This window comes from Thiocapsa imhoffii (assembly GCF_016583985.1).
GTDB lineage: Bacteria > Pseudomonadota > Gammaproteobacteria > Chromatiales > Chromatiaceae > Thiocapsa > Thiocapsa imhoffii.
In genome coordinates this window covers 98,500-117,952 of record NZ_NRSD01000005.1, presented here as the reverse complement: position 1 = coordinate 117,952, position 19,453 = coordinate 98,500, and the positions used below count along the sequence as shown (strand labels likewise).

The 19,453-nt window shown below is 63.2% G+C and carries 15 protein-coding genes; 6 read left to right on the top strand and 9 right to left on the bottom strand.

Going from position 1 to position 19,453, the window contains the following annotated elements; genetic code table 11:
* Positions 1 to 66 precede the first annotated feature (66 nt).
* Entirely contained in the window at positions 67 to 489 is a 423-nt protein-coding gene (gene nikR / locus CKO25_RS06935) for a nickel-responsive transcriptional regulator NikR (protein ID WP_200387192.1), read from the top strand.
* A 48-nt stretch (positions 490 to 537) separates the two neighbouring features.
* On the opposite strand, the gene CKO25_RS06930 is transcribed toward nikR, so the two are convergent.
* Genes CKO25_RS06930 through CKO25_RS06920 form a run of 3 tightly spaced genes read right to left on the bottom strand, consistent with a single transcriptional unit; the run spans position 538 to position 3,876 of the window.
* On the bottom strand, positions 538 to 1,431 hold the full coding sequence (locus CKO25_RS06930; RefSeq protein ID WP_200387191.1) for a transglutaminase N-terminal domain-containing protein: 894 nt from the start codon (positions 1,429 to 1,431) through the stop codon (positions 538 to 540).
* A complete protein-coding gene (locus CKO25_RS06925) occupies positions 1,428 to 2,390 on the bottom strand; it encodes an alpha-E domain-containing protein (RefSeq protein WP_200387190.1) in 963 nt (320 codons plus the stop codon). Before CKO25_RS06925 ends, CKO25_RS06930 begins: the two co-directional genes overlap by 4 nt.
* A 13-nt stretch (positions 2,391 to 2,403) precedes the next feature.
* A complete protein-coding gene (locus CKO25_RS06920; protein ID WP_200387189.1) occupies positions 2,404 to 3,876 on the bottom strand; it encodes a circularly permuted type 2 ATP-grasp protein in 1,473 nt (490 codons plus the stop codon).
* Positions 3,877 to 4,153: 277 nt separating this feature from the next.
* Between CKO25_RS06920 and CKO25_RS06915 the strand changes: the two genes are divergently transcribed.
* The 4 genes from CKO25_RS06915 to CKO25_RS06900 all read left to right on the top strand — a co-directional run bounded on the left by CKO25_RS06915 (position 4,154) and on the right by CKO25_RS06900 (position 10,393).
* The gene (locus tag CKO25_RS06915; RefSeq protein WP_200387188.1) at positions 4,154 to 6,085 is read left to right on the top strand and encodes a GGDEF domain-containing protein; all 1,932 of its coding nucleotides are present in this window, start codon (positions 4,154 to 4,156) and stop codon (positions 6,083 to 6,085) included.
* Positions 6,086 to 6,133: 48 nt separating this feature from the next.
* Positions 6,134 to 6,703 carry an HD domain-containing protein gene (locus CKO25_RS06910; protein WP_200387187.1) on the top strand — a complete coding sequence of 190 codons (570 nt, stop codon included), beginning with the start codon at positions 6,134 to 6,136 and terminating at the stop codon, positions 6,701 to 6,703.
* Between the two features lie 120 nt (positions 6,704 to 6,823).
* Positions 6,824 to 9,544 carry a DNA polymerase I gene (gene polA, locus CKO25_RS06905; protein ID WP_200387186.1) on the top strand — a complete coding sequence of 907 codons (2,721 nt, stop codon included), beginning with the start codon at positions 6,824 to 6,826 and terminating at the stop codon, positions 9,542 to 9,544.
* 468 nt (positions 9,545 to 10,012) lie between these two features.
* The gene (locus tag CKO25_RS06900; protein ID WP_200387185.1) at positions 10,013 to 10,393 is read left to right on the top strand and encodes a PilZ domain-containing protein; all 381 of its coding nucleotides are present in this window, start codon (positions 10,013 to 10,015) and stop codon (positions 10,391 to 10,393) included.
* A 2-nt stretch (positions 10,394 to 10,395) separates the two neighbouring features.
* On the opposite strand, the gene CKO25_RS06895 is transcribed toward CKO25_RS06900, so the two are convergent.
* Genes CKO25_RS06895 through CKO25_RS06885 form a run of 3 tightly spaced genes read right to left on the bottom strand, consistent with a single transcriptional unit; the run spans position 10,396 to position 12,793 of the window.
* Entirely contained in the window at positions 10,396 to 11,820 is a 1,425-nt protein-coding gene (locus tag CKO25_RS06895) for a TRAP transporter large permease (protein ID WP_371829704.1), read from the bottom strand.
* Positions 11,774 to 12,385, bottom strand: coding sequence for a TRAP transporter small permease subunit (locus CKO25_RS06890; protein WP_338115081.1), 612 nt, complete (start codon positions 12,383 to 12,385; stop codon positions 11,774 to 11,776). Before CKO25_RS06890 ends, CKO25_RS06895 begins: the two co-directional genes overlap by 47 nt.
* Positions 12,386 to 12,442: 57 nt before the next feature.
* Complete coding sequence (locus CKO25_RS06885; protein WP_338115080.1) at positions 12,443 to 12,793, bottom strand: DUF2782 domain-containing protein; 351 nt, start codon at positions 12,791 to 12,793, stop codon at positions 12,443 to 12,445.
* 637 nt (positions 12,794 to 13,430) lie between these two features.
* On the opposite strand from CKO25_RS06885, the gene CKO25_RS06880 reads away from it, so the two are divergent.
* Complete coding sequence (locus CKO25_RS06880; protein ID WP_200387184.1) at positions 13,431 to 15,434, top strand: UvrD-helicase domain-containing protein; 2,004 nt, start codon at positions 13,431 to 13,433, stop codon at positions 15,432 to 15,434.
* A 362-nt stretch (positions 15,435 to 15,796) separates the two neighbouring features.
* Here the strand turns inward: CKO25_RS06880 and parA are convergent, their stop codons facing one another.
* The 3 genes from parA to rnhB form a co-directional block, all read right to left on the bottom strand.
* Entirely contained in the window at positions 15,797 to 16,426 is a 630-nt protein-coding gene (gene parA / locus CKO25_RS06875) for a ParA family partition ATPase (RefSeq protein ID WP_200387183.1), read from the bottom strand.
* A 172-nt stretch (positions 16,427 to 16,598) separates the two neighbouring features.
* Complete coding sequence (locus CKO25_RS06870; RefSeq protein WP_338115079.1) at positions 16,599 to 18,725, bottom strand: ClcB-like voltage-gated chloride channel protein; 2,127 nt, start codon at positions 18,723 to 18,725, stop codon at positions 16,599 to 16,601.
* A 37-nt stretch (positions 18,726 to 18,762) separates the two neighbouring features.
* A complete protein-coding gene (gene rnhB / locus CKO25_RS06865; RefSeq protein ID WP_200387182.1) occupies positions 18,763 to 19,344 on the bottom strand; it encodes a ribonuclease HII in 582 nt (193 codons plus the stop codon).
* Positions 19,345 to 19,453 lie beyond the last annotated feature (109 nt).

Sequence of the window (19,453 nt, the reverse complement as noted above, 5' to 3'; positions counted from 1 at the left end):
GCCGTCTTTCCACGTCCAGGCGACAGCCCGGAGCGCCCCGTTGCTCTTATTTCTGATGAGGCCAATATGTCCAGTGCCGAAGAAACCATTCGCTTCAGCGTCTCGCTGCCACGCCCGCTGCTTGATGAACTCGATCAACGGGTTGTTAAGAAAGGCTATGCCTCACGCTCTGAATTGGTGCGCGATTTGATCCGCGAACGGATCGTCGAGGACACCTGGGAGCGCGGTGACGAGGAGGTCGCGGGCGTCCTCACGATCGTCTACGACCATCACCAGCGGGAGCTGACTCAACACATCCTCGCGGCGCAACACCGTCAGTACATTCATGTGGTGGCCACCACGCATGTCCACATGGATCACCACAACTGTCTCGAGACCATCATCATTCGTGGCAAACCGCACGACATCGAACAACTGAGTCAAGAGATCGGGGGGATGCGGGGCGTTCGCTTCGCCGAGTTGACACGAGCGTCCCGGATCGAACATTGAAGAGGGAGCGTGGGACCAACCAGACTTCAAACGGCCATGCCGCGCCCATCAGGCGGTGTCGGGGATGACGCTCAGCGTTTCCTCAAGCGTCGGCGCGACGCCCACCCCCCGGCATGCCTGACGCAGCGGCAGGACATCCCGGGCATCGCGACCAATGGCGACCCGCACATAGGTCGCGTCGGCGAGAAGTCCCAGGGCGGGATCGACGCCGCGCCAGCCAGCCCCCGGGATCAGGACTTCAACCCAGAAATGGGAGCGCTGTGGGCGGGGTTCGGTGCCAGGTGGGTCCTCGTCATCCGGCTCGAAGTAGCTCGCATCCAGATAACCCGTGACGAACCGCGCCGGCACCCCCCACTGGCGCACCACCGCAATCAACAGGTGCGCGAGATCGGCCGCGCAGCCGCGTCCCAAGTCGAATAAGGCCGGCAGCGCACACACGGGCTTGTCCAACTCGGGATCGAACGGCGTGAGGGTCCGCACCCAAGCACTGAGCTCCTGGATCTGATCGAACAAGGCTCGGTCCTCGCGCCGCTGCGGCACGGGCTGATCCCGGAGCTGGGCCGGTAAATCCGGCGTGAGCGGTCCCTGGTGGAGCACAAAGTCCCATAAGCGAGGGGCCTGATGCAGCGCATCGGCAATCCAAGCCCGCTCGCGTGCCAGCGGGACCGGTTGGAAGTCGAACGGGTTCGTGAGTCGGGTTTCGACCTCGGCGCGCATACGAAACGCCAGTTCATGATGCGCGCCCAGAACCGCGAAGTGGTGGACGAGGTTACCGAACCCATCGCGCACCGCGGCGATCCCAACCTCTGGCGCCACCGTCACCTCGACCCTGAGCAAGGTCTGACTGTCATCGTCCCAAGGTGCCAAGCGCAGTTGCACATGATGCTCGCGCGCCGGAGCGGCAAATTGAATCCGACCGGTCCGTTCGATCTGGTATCTCACGGAGCGTCCCCCAGGTGCGCTTCGAAATAATCGCTTTGCAAGGCTGCGCCGAAATCAGCCAACAAAGCCAGGAAATCGTCGAGATATTCATGCAGACCCAGCTCCAGAATCCCTTGTGGCGTGGCCCCATCGAGATGACCCCGCAACGCGGCGAGGCGTTCCGGGATCTCGCCGTTCGGCAGCGGGCCAACGCGTCCGAGCGCCCGCTCCATTCCGTTGACACAGTAGCTCAATGAACGGGGAAAATCCCTGTTCAACACCACGAACTCGACCACATCGATCGGTCGGATGCCCGTTTGGTAACGACGGCGATAGGCCTCGAATCCAGACAGTGATTTCAGCAACGCGGCCCATTGGTAATAATCGAGTGGCGAACCCACAAGCCGGAGATCAGGCAGCAGCAGATGGTAGCGCACGTCGAGGATCCGCGCGGTCATGTCGGCCCGCTCTTGTAGGGTGCCAAGCGCCATGAAGCCATAGGCGGGTCCACGCATCATGGTGCTTTGCGTGAGCCCGAAGAAGGCGGCGGTTTGACGATGGATCAGGGCGTAGAACTCAGCGGCGCGCCAGGGCTGCAGCGTCGTTCTCAGATGCTTGTCGACGGCCAGCCAGAGTTCGTTGAGCGCCTCCCACATTTCATTCGAGATGCGGTCACGGACAACGCGCGCATTCTCTCGTGCGCGCTTCAGGCTCATCAGCAGCGAGCCCGGATTGGTCCGGTCCTGCGTGAGGAGATGGATGACCCGCTGAACCGTGACCCGCGCATCCGGATGCAAGGCGTCGTAGACCTCATCGGCATCCATGATGGTCAGTAGAGGACGCCATTGCATCTCCTCGGTCGCGCCTTCGTCGGCCTCGAGCATGTAGACAACGTTGATGTCCAGCACCCGCGCGGTGTTGTCGACACGCTCGAGATGACGGGTCATCCAATAGAGTGATTCAGCGATCCGGCTCAACATCGATCCAACGCTCTCAGTCCGCCAGGACCCAAGTATCCTTGCTGCCCCCGCCCTGCGATGAGTTCACGATCAGCGAACCCTTGGTCATCGCCACCCGGGTCAAACCGCCCGGCACCACCTCGATCTCATTGCCGTAGATGATGAAGGGACGCAGATCGAGATGTCGCGACTCCAGTTCACCGTCGAGATAGCAGATGTGGCGCGACAACTGAATCACCGGTTGGGCGATATAATTGCGCGGATTCGCCTCGATCTTGCGGGCAAACTCGGCCCGTTGCGCGGTCGTCGAGCTCGGCCCCATCAACATACCGTAGCCCCCGGACTCGGCCACCGCCTTGATGACCATCTGCTCCATGTTGTCGAGCACGTATTGCCGGTCCTGATGATCGGTCATCTGATAGGTGGGCACACTCGCCAAGATGGGTGTTTCACCAAGATAGTACCGAATGATGTCGGGCACATAGGCAAAGACGGCTTTGTCATCCGCGATGCCGCTCCCAGGAGCATTGGCCAGCGCCACATGACCCGCGCGCCAGGCGTTGATGATGCCCGCGACGCCCAGTTCGGAATCGGAGCGAAAGACCAGTGGATCGAGATAATCATCGTCAACGCGCCGATAGATGACATCGACCTGGCGTAACCCCTTGGTGGTCTTGAGGTAGACCTTGTCATTGCGGCAGACCAGATCACGACCCTCGGCCAACTCGACACCCATCTCCTTGGCGAGGAAGGTGTGCTCGAAATAAGCGGAATTGTAGATTCCCGGGGTCAGCACCACGATGTTGGCCTGCTCGGCGCCTCGCGGGGAGAGATGACGCAAGGCCTGTAACAGAAGCGCGGGGTAGTGCTCGACCCGGCGAACTCGGTAGCGTGCGAAGAACTCAGGGAGGATCCGCCGCTCGACGATGCGGTTCTCGATCATGTAGGACACGCCCGAGGGTGTGCGTAGATTGTCCTCGAGCACGAGATACCGACCTGCTTCGTCACGGATCAGGTCCACACCGCTGATATGGGTGTAGATGTCGTGCGGCGGCGTGATGTCCATGATCTCGCGCCGAAAGTCCTTGCCACGATAGATCAACTCGGGGGGCACGACCCCGTCCTTGAGGATGCGTTGTCCGTGGTAGAGATCCTTGAGAAAGAGGTTAAGCGCGCGAATCCGCTGCTTCAGCCCCGCCTCGATCGGCGTCCACTCCGCGGCGGTGATGATGCGCGGCAGAATGTCGAATGGCCAGACGCGTTCGATCCCCTCGTCGTTCTCGGAATAGACGGTGAAGGTCACGCCCTCGGTGTGCAGGGTTAAATGAGCGTCACGCGCCTTGTGCCCGAGGATCTGCTGCCCCGTTGTCTGGATGTGTTCCCACATCGGGAGGTAGTGATCACGTGGACGAAAGTCGTCGCGATAGAATTCATGGTAGGGCATGGTGCGCGCCGATGCCTGGATCGATGTCAATCCACCACCGCTGGATAGAACTTGTCTCAGCATCCGGAGTCTCTCGACAGGTGAGATGAGGTTAAATGGAGTCCCAAGCAAAAAACACTCCACTCCCCCGGTTGATCGACACCAGGCGCATGAGTCCGCACCACGCGCAGACGTACTGATTCTTGCCGATCGCGTCACCAGCCCCCACCACGCACCGGATCAGGGCAACCCAACGCCCAACGCACCGCAATCGATCATCCACAGCCCCCACCCCCGACTGTGTTGATCGAACCGCAGCGACTTGCCAGGTTTTTGAAACAAGAATACTGTTCCGAGCGACATGACACTCAACCGCAAAATCACGCTCCTACTGATCGCTGTCGCGCTTGGCATCCTGCTGACCTTACTCGTGATCAGCCTCTACGCCTTCCGCGCCTTCTCGCTCGCGTCCTCAACCGCACATGTGCAGACCGCCGCCGAAATCGTGCGTGTCCATCTCACCGAGGCCATGATCAACGGTGTCATCGACAAGCGGGAGCAATTCTTAAACCGCCTCGTCGAGATCCATAATCTACGTGATGCCCGCGTGGTGCGCTCGGCACTGGTCAATCAACAATTCGGTGAGGGTCTCTCGCGTGAATCCGCCGCGGATGCGATCGAGGCAGCGGTGCTCGTGGACGGCGTGGCGCGCTACGAGTTCTCCGAGTGGAACGGCGAACCGCGCTTTCGCGGCACCCTTCCCTATATCGCAACCGCCCGCGGCCAACCAAACTGTCTGCAGTGTCATCAAGTGTTGGAAGGATCCGTCCTCGGCGCTGTCACGATCGAACTCTCACTCGCCGAACTGCGGCGGCGTGCCTTGACTGCGATCATCTTGTCCATCGCCACCATTGGCATCATCACGCTGATCGCAATCCTCGGTGCGCGTCGGCTCATCCTCCCAGTCGGTCATACCGCCGCGGCGTTGGACGGGCTGGTCAAGCGGGCCTTGCAAGGGGATTTCAAGGGGCGCGTCGAGCAGCGCACGAACGATGATATCGGTGCGATCGCCTCACACACCAACCGTCTACTCAGCTTCCTCGATGAAGGCCTCTCACGCATCGGCGCACGCGTGACCGAGTTGACAGGGCGACCACCACATCGCGACAACAACCAACTCCAAGCGACTCTTGAGATGGTGGATGGGCTGGCCGATGCCGCCCGTTTCAAGAGCACCATTGAGGAGGATGAAACCAAGACCGAGATTTACGACCGCTTCGGACGCCTGCTCGAAACGCGTTTCGCGGTCCGTCACTCCTCGGTCTACGAAACCGATGGACCGAAGCGTTTAGCCGCGATCGCCGTGGACGGCAAGATCGGTGCTGATTGTCGATGGTGCGACCCGCAGATCCTGGTGCGCAGCGAGACCTGTCGGGCGAAACGCTCCGGCCACCCGGTCGACGGCCTCCGACAACCCGGAATCTGCTACGCGTTTCGTCCCGGCACGGACTCCCACCCCGCACGCAACGAGGAGACAGCGGGTCCAGGTGCCACGGATGAGCATGACCGCGCGCGCGCTCACCCTGACCGTCATTACTGCATCCCCATCATTCAATCGGGAATGGTGGGCAGCGTGGTCCAATTGATCACGACCGCCGAGGAGGCACCCAAACTCCTCGAGCAGGTGCCCTATATTCAAGTCTATGTCCGTGAGATGGCACCGGTGCTCGAAGCCAAGCGCCTCACCGAAACGCTGCGAGAGTCAGCGCTGCGCGATGCCATGACCGGCCTGCACAATCGTCGTTTCCTTGAGGAATATGTCGACAGCCTGATCGCGACCGCACGGCGACGCAATACCAAGCTGGCATTGCTCATGCTGGATCTGGATTACTTCAAGATGGTCAATGACACTTATGGCCATGATGTCGGCGACACGGTTCTGAAGGCCCTTGCCGAACTCCTGAAACAGAGCCTGAGGGCATCGGATTTGCTCATCCGTTTCGGCGGCGAGGAATTTTTGATCATTCTTCAGGAATCCAGCGAAGAAGGCGCCATGACGGTCGCTGAAAAAATCCGGGAGAGCATCGCGGAGTTCAAATTCAGCATCCCGGGAGGAGGCAACTTGCAGAAGACCATCTCGGTCGGCGTCGCCATGTTCCCAGAGGACAGCGAAACGTTCTGGCAAACCCTGAAGTATGCCGATGTAGCGCTCTATCGCGCCAAGAGCGATGGGCGCAATCGCGTGGTGCGCTTCGCCCCCGAGATGTGGAGCGCGGAGGACGGGATCTACTGAGCTGGCTTGATCCAGGGGCGGCCCAGCGCGCGCCGTGGAGGAACCCCGATGAACCCGAGCACCGCCGACCTACGCCGTCTGATCAAGGCGACGGCTTTCGCCGCCTCAAAGCATCGCAACCAGCGCCGCAAGGATGCCGAGGCCTCTCCCTACATCAACCATCCGATTGCCCTCGCCGATCTGCTGGCGAACGAAGCCGGGATCCTCGACCCGACGGTGCTCTGTGCCGCCATCCTCCATGACACCATCGAGGACACGGAAACGACCGCCGATGAACTCGCGCACCACTTCGGTGACCGGATCAGCGCCATCGTCATGGAGGTCACGGACGATAAGAGTCAACCGCGCGCCGTGCGCAAGGCGCGGCAGATCACAGGTGCCAGACAGGCCTCACCCGAGGCGAAATTGGTCAAACTGGCGGATAAGATCTCCAATCTACGCGATCTCCTGGATTCACCGCCCGCGCATTGGTCGCCCCAGCGCAAAGCGGACTATGTCCTCTGGTCACAGCAGGTGGTCGACGCGCTACGTGGCACCCATCCGGGATTGGAGGCGATCTTCGATGCCCTCTGCGCGCGCCATGCCAGCGGGAGTGAACCTCCAGGATCCCAGACATGATGTCGCGATCGGGTGGACCCTCGCTGCCGCGGGCCGGAAGCGCCGAGTCCGGACGGCACCCCGGCGCGATGTGCTACCGTTCATCCATGTCCCTCATCGAGAACCCGTGACGAGACCATCATGGCAACGCGCTACCCTTTTGTCTTGGTCGACGCCTCCGGCTATCTGTTCCGCGCCTATCATGCCTTGCCCAAGCTGACCAACTCCAAAGGCGAAGCCACGGGCGCCGTCGTCGGTGTCCTCAGCATGCTGCGCAAACTGCTCGACGCCCATCAACCAGAGTTCGTCGGCGTGGTCTTCGATGCGCCGGGAAAAACCTTTCGCGAGGATCTCTATCCCGAATACAAAGCCAATCGTCCCCCGATGCCGGATGATCTGCGCGAGCAAATCCAACCCCTGCAGGAGGTCATCCGCGCCATGGGGCTGCCCCTCCTGATCATCCCCGAGGTGGAGGCCGACGACGTCATTGGGACGCTCGCGAGCCGCGCCGCCGCGCAGGGGATTCAGACCCTGGTCTCGACCGGCGACAAGGACTTGGCACAAGTGGTCAACGAGCACATCACCCTCGTCAACACCATGACCGACGTCGCGCTCGATCCCGCGGGGGTGCGGGAGCGGTTCGGCGTCCCGCCGGAGCGCGTGGTCGACTATCTGAGTCTGGTGGGAGACAGCGTCGACAATATTCCGGGCGTTCCCAAATGTGGTCCGAAAACGGCCGCGAAATGGATCCAGGACTATGGTGATCTGGATGGCGTGATCGCGAACGCCGAGCGGGTCAAGGGGAAGGTCGGCGAACATCTGCGCGCCGCCCTCGATCAATTGCCACTCGCCCGCACCCTCGCCACGATCAAACGTGATCTCGTACTCGAGCTTGATCCCACCGACCTCAGACCCTCGCCCCCGGATCTCGAGACCCTGCGCGGTTGGTACGAACGCCTCGAGTCGCGCCGTCTGCTCGCAACACTCAAGCCTGTACCGGCGGATGCATCCGCTCCCCCGGCCCCCGCGGGAGTGGTCACCGAGACCCCATCACAGCCATACGAGGTGTTGTTCAGCGCAGACGACGTCGAGACCTGGATCGCACGCATCACCGCCGCGCCGCTGTTTGCCTTCGACACCGAAACGACCAGCATCGACGCCATGCGCGCCGAGCTCGTGGGCCTCTCCCTTGCGGTTGAACCTGGGGTGGCTGCCTATCTCCCACTAGCCCATGTCTATCCGGGGGCCCCGGCGCAACTCGACCGCCAAGCCGTCCTTGCACGACTCCAGCCGATCCTAGAGGATCCGAGCCGTCATAAGGTCGGGCAGAACCTCAAATACGACATGACGGTCCTTGCCCGTTATGGGATCACGCTGCGCGGAATCGCGCACGACACCATGCTTGAGAGCTATGTGCTCGAGAGTACGGCGACGCGCCATGACATGGACTCCCTGGCGAAAAAATATCTGGACTATGACACCGTCCACTTCGAGGACATCGCGGGCAAGGGCGCCAAGCAGATCACCTTCGATGCGATCCGCATCGAAGAAGCCGGGCACTATGCCGCCGAGGACGCGGATATCACATTGCGGCTCCACCAGACGCTCTGGCCGCGCCTGGAGGCGATCCCGAGCATGGCCCGCCTCTATCAGGAGATCGAAGTGCCGCTGATTCCGATCCTCTCCCGCATGGAGCGGCATGGGGTGCGCATCGACCCCGACCTCCTCGCGGCACAGAGCAGCGAACTGGCTCAGCGCATCCACGACCTCGAGATCCAGGCCTATGAAACGGCTGGGCGCCGCTTCAACCTGGGCTCACCCAAGCAGATCGGCGCGATCTTCTTCGAGGAACTCGGTCTTCCAGTCATCGCCCGGACGCCCACCGGCGCCCCGTCCACGTCCGAGGCCGTGCTGGAACAACTCGCCGGAGAAGGGCACGCCCTCCCCGATCTCATCCTCCAACACCGCAGCCTCTCGAAACTCAAATCGACCTATACCGACAAACTGCGCCAGATGGTGAATCCAGACACGGAGCGGGTCCATACCTCCTACCATCAAGCCGTCGCGGCCACCGGTCGGTTGTCCTCGAGTGATCCAAACTTGCAGAACATCCCAATTCGCACCGAGGAGGGTCGCCGGATTCGTCGTGCCTTCGTTGCCGCTCCCGGACATCGGCTCATGGCCGCGGATTATTCACAGATCGAACTGCGCATCATGGCGCACCTCTCAGGCGACGAACGGCTGCTCGCGGCCTTCGCCAGTGGTCTCGACATCCATCGCGCGACCGCCGCTGAGATTCTCGGACTCCCTCCCGAGGCGGTCTCCAGCGACCAACGACGCTCGGCCAAGGCGATCAATTTCGGCCTCATCTACGGCATGTCCGCCTTCGGGCTCGCGCGTCAGCTTGGCATCGATCGCGGCGCCGCCCAGGCCTATGTCGATCGCTATTTCGAACGCTATCCCGGCGTCAAGGATTTCATGGAACGCACCCGCGTCCAAGCACGCCAGGATCGTTACGTGGAGACCCTGTTCGGGCGCCGTCTCTATCTCAGCGAGATCGGGCACAGCAACCAAAGCAGACGCGCCGCCGCCGAGCGCACCGCGATCAACGCCCCGATGCAAGGCACCGCGGCGGATATCATCAAACGCGCCATGATCAGCGTCGATCAGTGGATCCAAACCGAACAACCGCCGGTCCGGATGCTGATGCAGGTGCACGACGAACTGGTCTTCGAGGTGGCGGCCGAGTCCGTCGAGCTCGCCGCAGCACGGATCCGGGACGCGATGGAGTCGGCGGCGCAACTCGCCGTGCCCCTGATCGTCGAGATCGGAGTCGGCGAGAATTGGGATGAAGCCCACTGATGCATGCCCTCCGCGTGCCTGCGGACGGCCCGATCCCGAACCGAGCACAGGGAACTTCCGCGTCCCTCATGAGTCCGAACTGACGAGCGCAAACGGGGTTGCCTCCCCCCCTGAAGGCACCCTGCTCCTGGCACATGAGCGCTGGGAGAGCGATTACCCCGGAACCACAACCATGGGTCTCCGGGGTTTTTTATGGCGACCGCATCCGGTTCGCCGACACCCGCACGAACGCCCATCTCCGTCCGTGACTCGACGCCAGCGAGCTGGGGACCTCGGTTGAGCGGGTGACGTTCGTGAGTCACGCCAACCAGACCGAGATCAGGCCAGGTGACACCGGACGGTCAGGTCGCGGCATGGTTTCATCGCCTGGAAGGTCCGCGATCTTCACCGATCCGTCACCGAACCGGCATGCAATGGTCAAACCCGCACTCTAAGATTCCCACCAAATCGCTACACTGGAAACAATCCATGACTGTCGAACGACGCTACGGCGCCCGTGAGCCCATCGATCTAGCGGTGCAGATCCGCTACCGAAAACGCCGGTTCATCACGGCACGCGGCTGTAATCTCTCCGATCAGGGACTCTTCCTGGAGGTTCGAAATCTCACCTTGCCAACGGGGACTCTGATCGAACTCGAGTTCGATTGCCTTGGACAGGAATGGCGGATTCCTGCCTTGGTCGTCCACCATCAGGTGCGTGGCGTGGGGGTGATGTTCAAAGACAAACAGCCCCAGCTGTTCAGCGGACTCTCGCGGCCCCCCTCCCGACCCCATCCGCGCAACCCACCGGCCGGTTCCCCCCGCTACGACCGGCGGATGGAGGCACCGCGCCAGCACCAGAGCGATTGAGCTCAACTTCCATAGAGGGTTCGGGGCAACCAGGTCACCAAGGCCGGCCAAACCGCCAGGATCACCAGCACGCATAACTGGATCAGGATGAAGGGGATCACGCCACGGTAGATCGCACTGGTCTTGATCTCGGGCGGGGCCACACCGCGTAGATAGAAGAGCGAGAACCCAAATGGTGGCGTGAGAAACGAGGTTTGCAGATTGATCGCGATCATGACACCAAGCCAGATTGGATCTAACCCCATGGCGAGCAGAATCGGACCCACGATCGGGACCACAACGAAGGTGATCTCGATGAAGTCAAGGATGAATCCGAGTAGAAACAGGACGAGCATGACCAAGGCAACGGCCCCGACCACCCCGCCTGGAAGCTCCGTCAGAAACGCACTGACCACATCGTCGCCCCCGAAGCCACGGAACACGAGCGAAAAGATGGTCGCTCCGATGAAGATCAGAAAGACCATGCTGGTCATGAGTGCGGTTTGCTGCACCACCTGATTCAAGATCCCCAGATTCAGGCGACCCCGTGTCGCGGCCAGCACCATCGCGCCCAAGGCGCCGACCGCGGCCGCCTCGGTCGGTGTCGCCATCCCGGCCAAGATCGAACCCAATACGGCGACCACCAGCACCAAAGGCGGTACGAGCACGGCGAGCACACGCACCAACAATGCCACACCGCTGAGCGCCCGCTCCTCGCGCGGGATCGCTGGAGCCGCGGCGGGACGCAGCACCGCCACCCCGATGATGTAGAGCATGTAGAAGGCCACCAACATCAAGCCCGGGATGAGCGCGCCGACGAAGAGATCACCGACCGAGACGGTGTCGGGTGACCAGACCCCTTGATCCAGTTGGGCTTGCTGATAAGCCGAGGAGATCACATCGCCGAGCAGGACCAGGACGATCGAAGGCGGAATGATTTGGCCAAGGGTGCCAGACGCGCAGATGGTCCCCGCGGCCAGGCTCGGGGAATAGTTCCGACGCATCATGACCGGCAGCGACAGCAGGCCCATGGTGACCACCGTCGCGCCGACGATCCCCGTACTCGCGGCCAAGAGCATGCCGACCAGCGTCACCGAGAGTCCCAGCCCACCACGCAGCGGACCGAACAACATGGCCATGGTCTCGAGCAGACTCTCGGCCACCCGCGAGCGCTCGAGCATGACGCCCATGAAGACGAATAGCGGGACCGCGATCAGGGTCTCGTTCGTCATGATCCCGAAGATGCGGTTGGGCAAGGCCTCGAGGAAAACGGGCTCGAACACTCCGAACAGCCCGCCGATCAGCGCGAACGCCAAGGCCGTCCCACCCAGCGACAGGGCGACCGGATACCCCAACATGAGGGTCAGGATCACCGCGAGGAACAAGAGCAAGGGCATCCATTCAGACAAGGCCGGAGTCCCCGGATGACACGCGCCCAGCATCATCATCCCGCTCGCCTGGGGGCGCGGGCAGCGCCGCCTCCACCCCGAGCAGAAAGAGTGCGTTGCGCACAGCGATCACGAGCCCTTGCAACAACAGCAACAGCGGCATGATCAGGATCAACGTCTTGAGCAGATAGACCCAAGGCAACCCGCCCGCCTCGCGCGACGACTCCTGCACGCGCCAGGACTCGGCGACATAAAACCAACCAAACCAGATGATCGCCACACAGACCGGCATCAGCAGCAACAGGGTGCCAAGCAGATTCAGTCGCGCACGCGCGCGGCGCGACCAGCCCTCATAGAGGATATCCACCCGCACGTGCGCATCACGCCCCAGGGCATGTGCGATGCCGAGCATGAAGAGGGAGGCCTGCATGTAGGTCACGGATTCCTGCAAGGCAATCGAGCCTTGATCCAAGACGTAGCGCATCACTACGATGGCAAAGGTCGTCAACACCATGAGCAACGCAAGCCAGGCGCTCCACTCACCGATGAGGCGAATGAGCGCCTCGACCCGATCGGCAAAGCGCAGTAGCCTGGTTTGGACTGCCGTGCCGTCCGATCCACTCACGTCAGGACGGCCTGAACACCGCGCGCCCGGACACCCAGCAACGAGCGTCCACGGCCATCAGTTCCATTGAAAGAGCACCCATTGCGGGATCGTGATGTTGGTCGGCGCCGTATCCTGCGCATCCAGAACCCCATCACCGGTCGTGTCAAAGAGGTAGTAGGGCGGCCCAAACTGGGGTTGGACCCGGACCATGTAGAGCTGTCCGCGCACGCGGTATTCGTAGATCACCTGGTCACCGGACTCAATAATGGTGATATCGGGTTCCACGGCATCACCCGTGATGGGTGAGGGCATGACCGTTGGAGCATCCAAAAAACCGCCACCCACGGAACCGGGCTGCTCTTGTGCCTGAGCCATCCCGAGGCACCACAGCGCCAGTACGGTGATCAGTAAAGCCCGTCTCATCATGTGCCTCTCTCGCTCGGGTTAGTCAGTCGTTCGTTGTGATGGTCGATCGTCTCGCGGTGGCGTCGGTCCGCGGAGTGCGCGCACGGCAGCGATGTGCCTGGGTTCGGACCACAAGAGTCGTCGCGTTCCGTGTCCGAGACGGTGTCAAGCCCTCGCACCGATATCGCACATCCAGGCCCAGGTCATACCGACCGGCGGCGCGACTCGGGGCCCAGCTCGCATCCATCCAGCATGACCCGATCATGGTAGTACGAACATCGGCCCTTGTCTCACTCCAGCGCTCACGCGAACACACCCAGGCTGAACCGTCCGACGGCAGACCCTGATCTGAAGACGCCATCGCCACCGCGGCGAGGTCCGAGCGGCCGCGCAGCCCCACGGGAATCGTACGCGGGAATCCGGGTGGCGCGCGCCATTGCAAGCATCCATGGTTGTCCGACACGGGTACAGGGTATCCTGTGCCGTGGCATTCAAACGCGCGCCACCCGCCGCCATCCCAGTCCGACCCACTCCCGGCAACAGGAACCCGCATGCGACCCAGTTCGTCACCCCGCCACCGCCAGGCGCGACTCACGCCGCCCAAACCCCGACGCCCGCCCGCCCGGATCTCTGGATCAGGCTCGCTCGGGACGGGGCGATGAACCGACTGAACAGCCGCCAATACGAGGCCGTCCAGTATCAGGACGGTCCCCTGTTAGTCCTCGCCGGCGCCGGCTCCGGCAAGACCCGCGTCATCACGCGCAAGATCGCATACCTGATCGAGCAAGGCATCGCGCCACACCATCTTCGTGCACTCACCTTCACGAACAAGGCCGCGCGCGAGATGCACGAGCGGGTGGTGAATGAACTCAAGGGCACCCGGACCCGCGGTTTGGCCATTTCGACCTTCCATCGCTTTGGTCTCGAGATGCTGCGTCAGCATCCGGAGCCAGCCGGGTTGCGTCCACGTTTCTCGCTGCTCGACGCCCAAGACGTTGAAGCACTTCTGAAGGAACATCTGCGCGGGGTGCGCAACAGTGAGGCCTTCAGTCCCGCGGCGTTGCAGCAACGCATCTCTCGTTGGAAGAACGATCTCATCGACCCGGTGCAGGCACAGGAGCGTGCCGAGGACAACTTCGAGGCGCGCTGCGCCGCCCTCTATGGCGACTACGAACGCACGCTGCGTGCCTACAACGCGGTCGATTTCGACGATCTGATCCTCCGCCCGGCACGCCTGCTGCGTGTTCATGCCGATCACCGCGAACGCTGGCAGGCGCGGGTGCGCTATCTCTTGGTCGACGAGTACCAGGATACGAACGGGGCGCAATACGACCTGGTGCGTCAGCTCACGGGAGCACGCGGTGCCTTCACCGTCGTCGGCGACGATGATCAGTCCATCTATGCCTGGCGTGGTGCCCGCCCCGAGAATCTCGCCCGGCTCGAGCAGGACTATCCGACCCTGAAGGTCATCATGCTGGAGCAGAACTATCGTTCGAGCGCGCGCATCCTGACCCTGGCCAATGCACTGATCGCCCATAACCCACACGTCTTTGCGAAGCGTCTCTGGAGCGAACATGGCCCAGGGGAATCACCACGGGTGCTGCGCTGCGCGGACGAGACCGACGAGGCCGAGCGGGTCGTGGCCGAGATCCTCCATCTGCGATTTGCCCGCGGGGCCGCCTTCTCGGATTTGGCCGTCCTCTATCGCGGCAATCATCAGGCCCGCCCGCTCGAGCAGGCGCTGCGCCAACACAATGTTCCCTATGTTCTCAGCGGTGGCACCTCCTTCTTTGCACGCGCTGAGATCAAGGATCTCATGGCCTATCTTCGGCTGCTGGCCAACCCAGAGGATGACGCCGCTTTTTTGCGCATCGTCAACACGCCACGCCGTGAGATTGGTCCGACCACGGTCGAGCGCCTGGCGCTCCATGCCCAGGAGCACGACCTCCATTTGCTGGCGGCCTGCGACGCGCTGGCGTCGTCCGAACAACTCAGTGAGCGGCGCCGCGCGCCGCTGCGCGCCTTCGCCACGCTGATCGAGGAGCATGCACGCCGCGGTGAGCGCGACCCGGTTGGCGCCATGCAGGCGCTCGTCGAGCGGATCGACTACGCCCACTGGCTGCGCGAGAACGCCTCGAGTCAAGCCGTCGCTGACCGCCGCTATGCCAATGTGATCGATCTCCTCGGCTGGCTCACCGCGCTCAACACAGGTGAACTCCAGGAGCGCACCCTCGCCGAGATGGCGAGCCACCTGACCTTGATGGATGTGCTCGATCGGCAGGACGAAGCGGAGGGCGGCGACCGGGTCAGTCTGATGACGCTCCATGCCGCGAAGGGTCTCGAGTTCCCCCACGTCTTCCTGGTCGGGATGGAGGAGGAGTTGCTACCGCATCGCACCAGCATCGAGGAGGACACGATCGAGGAGGAGCGCCGCCTTGCCTATGTTGGCATCACACGCGCGCGTGAAACCCTCACCTTCACCCTCGCGCGTCGTCGCAAACGCCATGGTGCATGGGCCAGCAGTGAACCCAGTCGCTTTCTCGGCGAGGTGCCCCAGGACCAGCTCGTCTGGGATGGCGAACATGAAGACACCTCGGTCAACCGCAAGGCACGCGGCCTGACGCATCTGCATACGCTGAAAGGACTGCTCGACGTCGGCTGAATGACGTTCGCTCAAACCAACAAGCGGCACGCGCATGACCGCCAACCCGGCGTCGAACGCACACAGCCCCGGTAGCGGCCTCGCTGCAACCTGACCGACCGTGCGTGCTGTGGCGTGCCGCGCGCACGCGCGCGACCGAACTCAGTCAGGCCACACGCGGCGCGACGGCAGCGGTGAGGGACGACGTGTCGGGATCTGCCCAGCTGTGGAGGGGGCCGGCGCAACCCTTTCCACCTGAGCGGTCGGCGCCGCTGCTGGCGTCTGCGTCGTCGCGGTGGCCGCGCTGGCGCTCACGGACGCACTCCCCTTCGCCTTGCGGATGCTGTCTTTGAGTCGTCGTTCCGTTTGGTTTTCACGCGTGGTCATGATTCGAGGATCTCGGTAATGAGGTCATTGATCTCGGCAACCGCGGCCGCTCCCCGCCGGCCGGCCTGGAAGACGGTCCGCCCTTCGAGCACACAGAGCCGATGAATGGAGCGACGCTGCAGGGCCGTGCGTGCCACCGGCAGATCCAACTCAGCGATCGCTTCGGGCATGATCCGGGACAAGGTGGTGCGCGGTTCCATCTGGTTCATCACCAGGTGGGCGCGCAGACCAGGGTTCTCGGCACGCATGCTGTCGACGACCCGCGCGAGATGACTGGTCGCCCAGAGGTCCATGGGTGAGGGTTGCAGCGGGATCAGCACCTGATCAGCCCAGCGCAACGCCTGCTCGGTCTGGGGCGCCTTGATCGAGGGTGGGCAATCGATCACCAGATGCGTGTGGACCTCGCGCAGGGCTTGAATCGTCTTCTCAAGCGCGAAGGCGGCCGCGATCACGGCAGGCAGGGTGCTGTTCTCTTCACCGATCAAACGCCATTGATAGGCGGACTGCTGGGGATCGGCATCAATGATGACCACGCTGCCCAACCGCGCGAGTCCGGCCGCCAGATTCAACGACAAGGTGGTCTTACCGGTGCCGCCCTTGTTGCCGGCCACCGCGATGACACTCATGCTCGCGCGACCCGCGGGCAGTCAGCGCAGGCGCCGCCCGCACGCAACACCGTGACCAATTGTCGTCCCAAGGTCTTTTCCTCGCACCCGATTCAGGTTCAAGCCCATAAGGCTAGGCGCAGGGGTCGCGGCCCGTCAAGCGCCGTGCCCGCGCGTCCTGTCCGGGCCGATCTCACCCTGGATGATGCACGGGTGACGACGATGGCTGCTGGCCAACAGGGCGCCGAGCTTCACCAATCGCTCCACTTGGGTCACGCGGCACGCTGGAGTCTGCTGGATCATGCTCACGCGGCAGGAGCGAATCGGCGTACATGGGCGCGATGTCCGCATAGCGGCGCGCCGTATAATGGGCGGTGACGACGGCCAGCATCAGCGGGAGCACGATGGCATAGTCCATCGTCATCTCGAAGACCATGAGGATCGCCATCAAGGGGGCATGGGTGGTCCCCGCCAGCATCGCCCCCATGCCCACGACGGCGTAGGCGCTCGCCGGTCCGGTCCCGTCTGGGATCAGCACCTGAACGAGCGTGCCAAACAGCGCCCCGAGCAAGGCCCCAACGAACAAGGTCGGGGTGAAGGCCCCACCGATCGCGCCCGAGCCGTGGGTCGCGGCGGTTGAGATGATCTTCAACACCAAGACAGTCAAGAGTGCCTGCCAGACCCAAGGCTCATTGAGCACCGTGCTCACCACACTGTAGCCATTGCCCCAAACGGCGGGTTCATAGACCGAGATCAGACCCACGATCAGCCCGCCGAGCATCATGCGGCCCGCCAAGGGGACCGGCAGGCGGGCAAAGAGTCGATGTGAGCGCGCCAGCAGATTCAGGAACACGGGCGCGACGTGGCCAGCGATCAACCCGAGCAGCAGATAGAGCAACAACTCCCCATCGCTGACGAGGTGGAAGGCGGGGATGTCATACACGGGAGCGTAACCCATGAGGTCATGCACGGTCACATTCGCAATCACAGCGGCAACGATCAAGGGTCCGATGAACTCGATCGCGATGGAGCCGAGCACGATTTCAGCCACGAAGATGGTCGCCGCGATCGGGGCATTGTAGGCCGCCGCCAGTCCGGCAGCCGCGCCCGCGGCGACCAACAGACGCAGCCGCTCGCGCGGGAAGCGCGCAAGACGTCCGATTACCGAGGCCATCATCGCCGCCAGTTGCACCATGGCGCCCTCGCGGCCGATCGACCCGCCCGACGCCACCGTGACGAGCGACGAGGCGGACTTCACGAGACTGTGGCGAACGCTGATCCAGCCGTCACCTTGCGTCACCGACTCCATGTAGTCGGTCGTCGTGCGGCCACGCAAGCGCGCGCCGATCCGCGTGAGGATCAGCCCCGCGAGCAGGCCGCCCAGGGCGGGGATGAGCAGGCGCTGCCAGGGCGTCAGGGCGTGTGCCATCGCGACCAAACTCCCGCTCTGCCCCACCAACAACCACTCCAGGAGCAGGATGCCTTCACGAAAGATCACGGTGACCAGCGCACCGAGGAAACCAGCAAGCGCTGCCGCAAGCAAGAGCGCGAGTTGGCCGGAGCGAAAGGCTTGCATGACCGCCCGGTGACGGGAAACCGGTGGCGCGGCGCCGCTCAGCGGCAGAACCACCGCGGGCCGATGGCGCACACGGCCCAGGTGCGCGGCCGCGACCAGTGCGAGCACGAGCAGCGCCAGCAGCCAGAGGGGTGCACTGGGGCCGCTTGGGAGCGGGCCATCGATCCCTTCGTGGTGGTCGAGAACGGGAAGGATGGGCGGCGCGGGTGGCCCGTCTGGAAGACCGGGGTCCGCTGCCTGACGCAGCGTGGCCGGCTCCTCCGCCGGGAGGCCGTCTTGCAGGGATTGCGGTTCCGCGGACACCGGCGGGCTTGTCGCTGGCGGGCGCGCGGTCTCCTCAAGCACGGGAGGACAGGTCAGAGGTTGACCGAGCTGGCGCTGGGCATCCCAGTCCCGCGCGTGCTGTGCAATGATGCGCCGCGCCGCGGTCTCATCGGGCAGTGATGCCCAGGGCTGCAGAGGCCACTGCAGACGCGCCCCGACCCGCAAGGTTCCATTGACGTTGCAGGGCGTGGAGACCGCATCGGGATTGCGTTCCAGGAGCGCCAACATCGCCTGCTCGCGGGTCACGCCGATCTCACCCGCCAACCGACCACCCAGCATCCAAAGGGTATCGCCGCGTTGGACAAGGCGATCCTGTCCGTCCATTGCGGCGCACAGGGTCGCCAACCCGAGACACGACAGCAGCACAAAAGCGCTGAGCAGGCGCAACCCACGTGCTCGCGCCCGGAGACCTCGTCTCACCCATCGCTCCCAAACCACACCGGTGCCGCGCCCGGCCTCAAGATGACGACTGCAGGAGGCGCCGAACAGGGGCGAAACTGCGCCGATGTTCCGCGCAAGGTCCGTGGTGTTGCAGCGCCGCGAGATGCGCGCGCGTTGGATAGCCTTTGTGACGCGCAAAGCCATAGTGAGGGTAATGCACATCGAGTTCCCCCATGCAGCGATCACGGGCGACCTTGGCCAGAATCGAGGCCGCGCTGATCGCGGGGATGCAGCCATCTCCACCCACGACGGCCTCGGTCGCGCAGGGCAGATCCGGACACTGTTGGCCATCGACCAGCACGCGCACCGGGGCAATGTTCAATGCGGAAACAGCCCGTTGCATCGCCAGGAGAGACGCCCGCAGGATATTGATGCGATCAATCTCCTCGGCGCTCGCCCAGGCAATGGACCAGGCCAGAGCCTGTTCGCGGATCACAGCATCGAGTGCGTCACGACGGCGTGCATTGAGCCGTTTCGAGTCTGCCAGGCCGATGATCGGTGAGTCTGGATCCAGAATGACAGCAGCCGCGCAAACCGGTCCGGCAAGAGGACCCCGACCGGCCTCGTCGACACCCGCGATCAAAACACTGGTGCTCATGCTATTCGTCGGATGTGTCGCACAAGGGACCGGCACCAAACCCCGGCAGTCGGTATCGGGAGGACACGCCTGGGTTCCTGATGCCGCCCACCGCCCCCGCCCTAGGCGC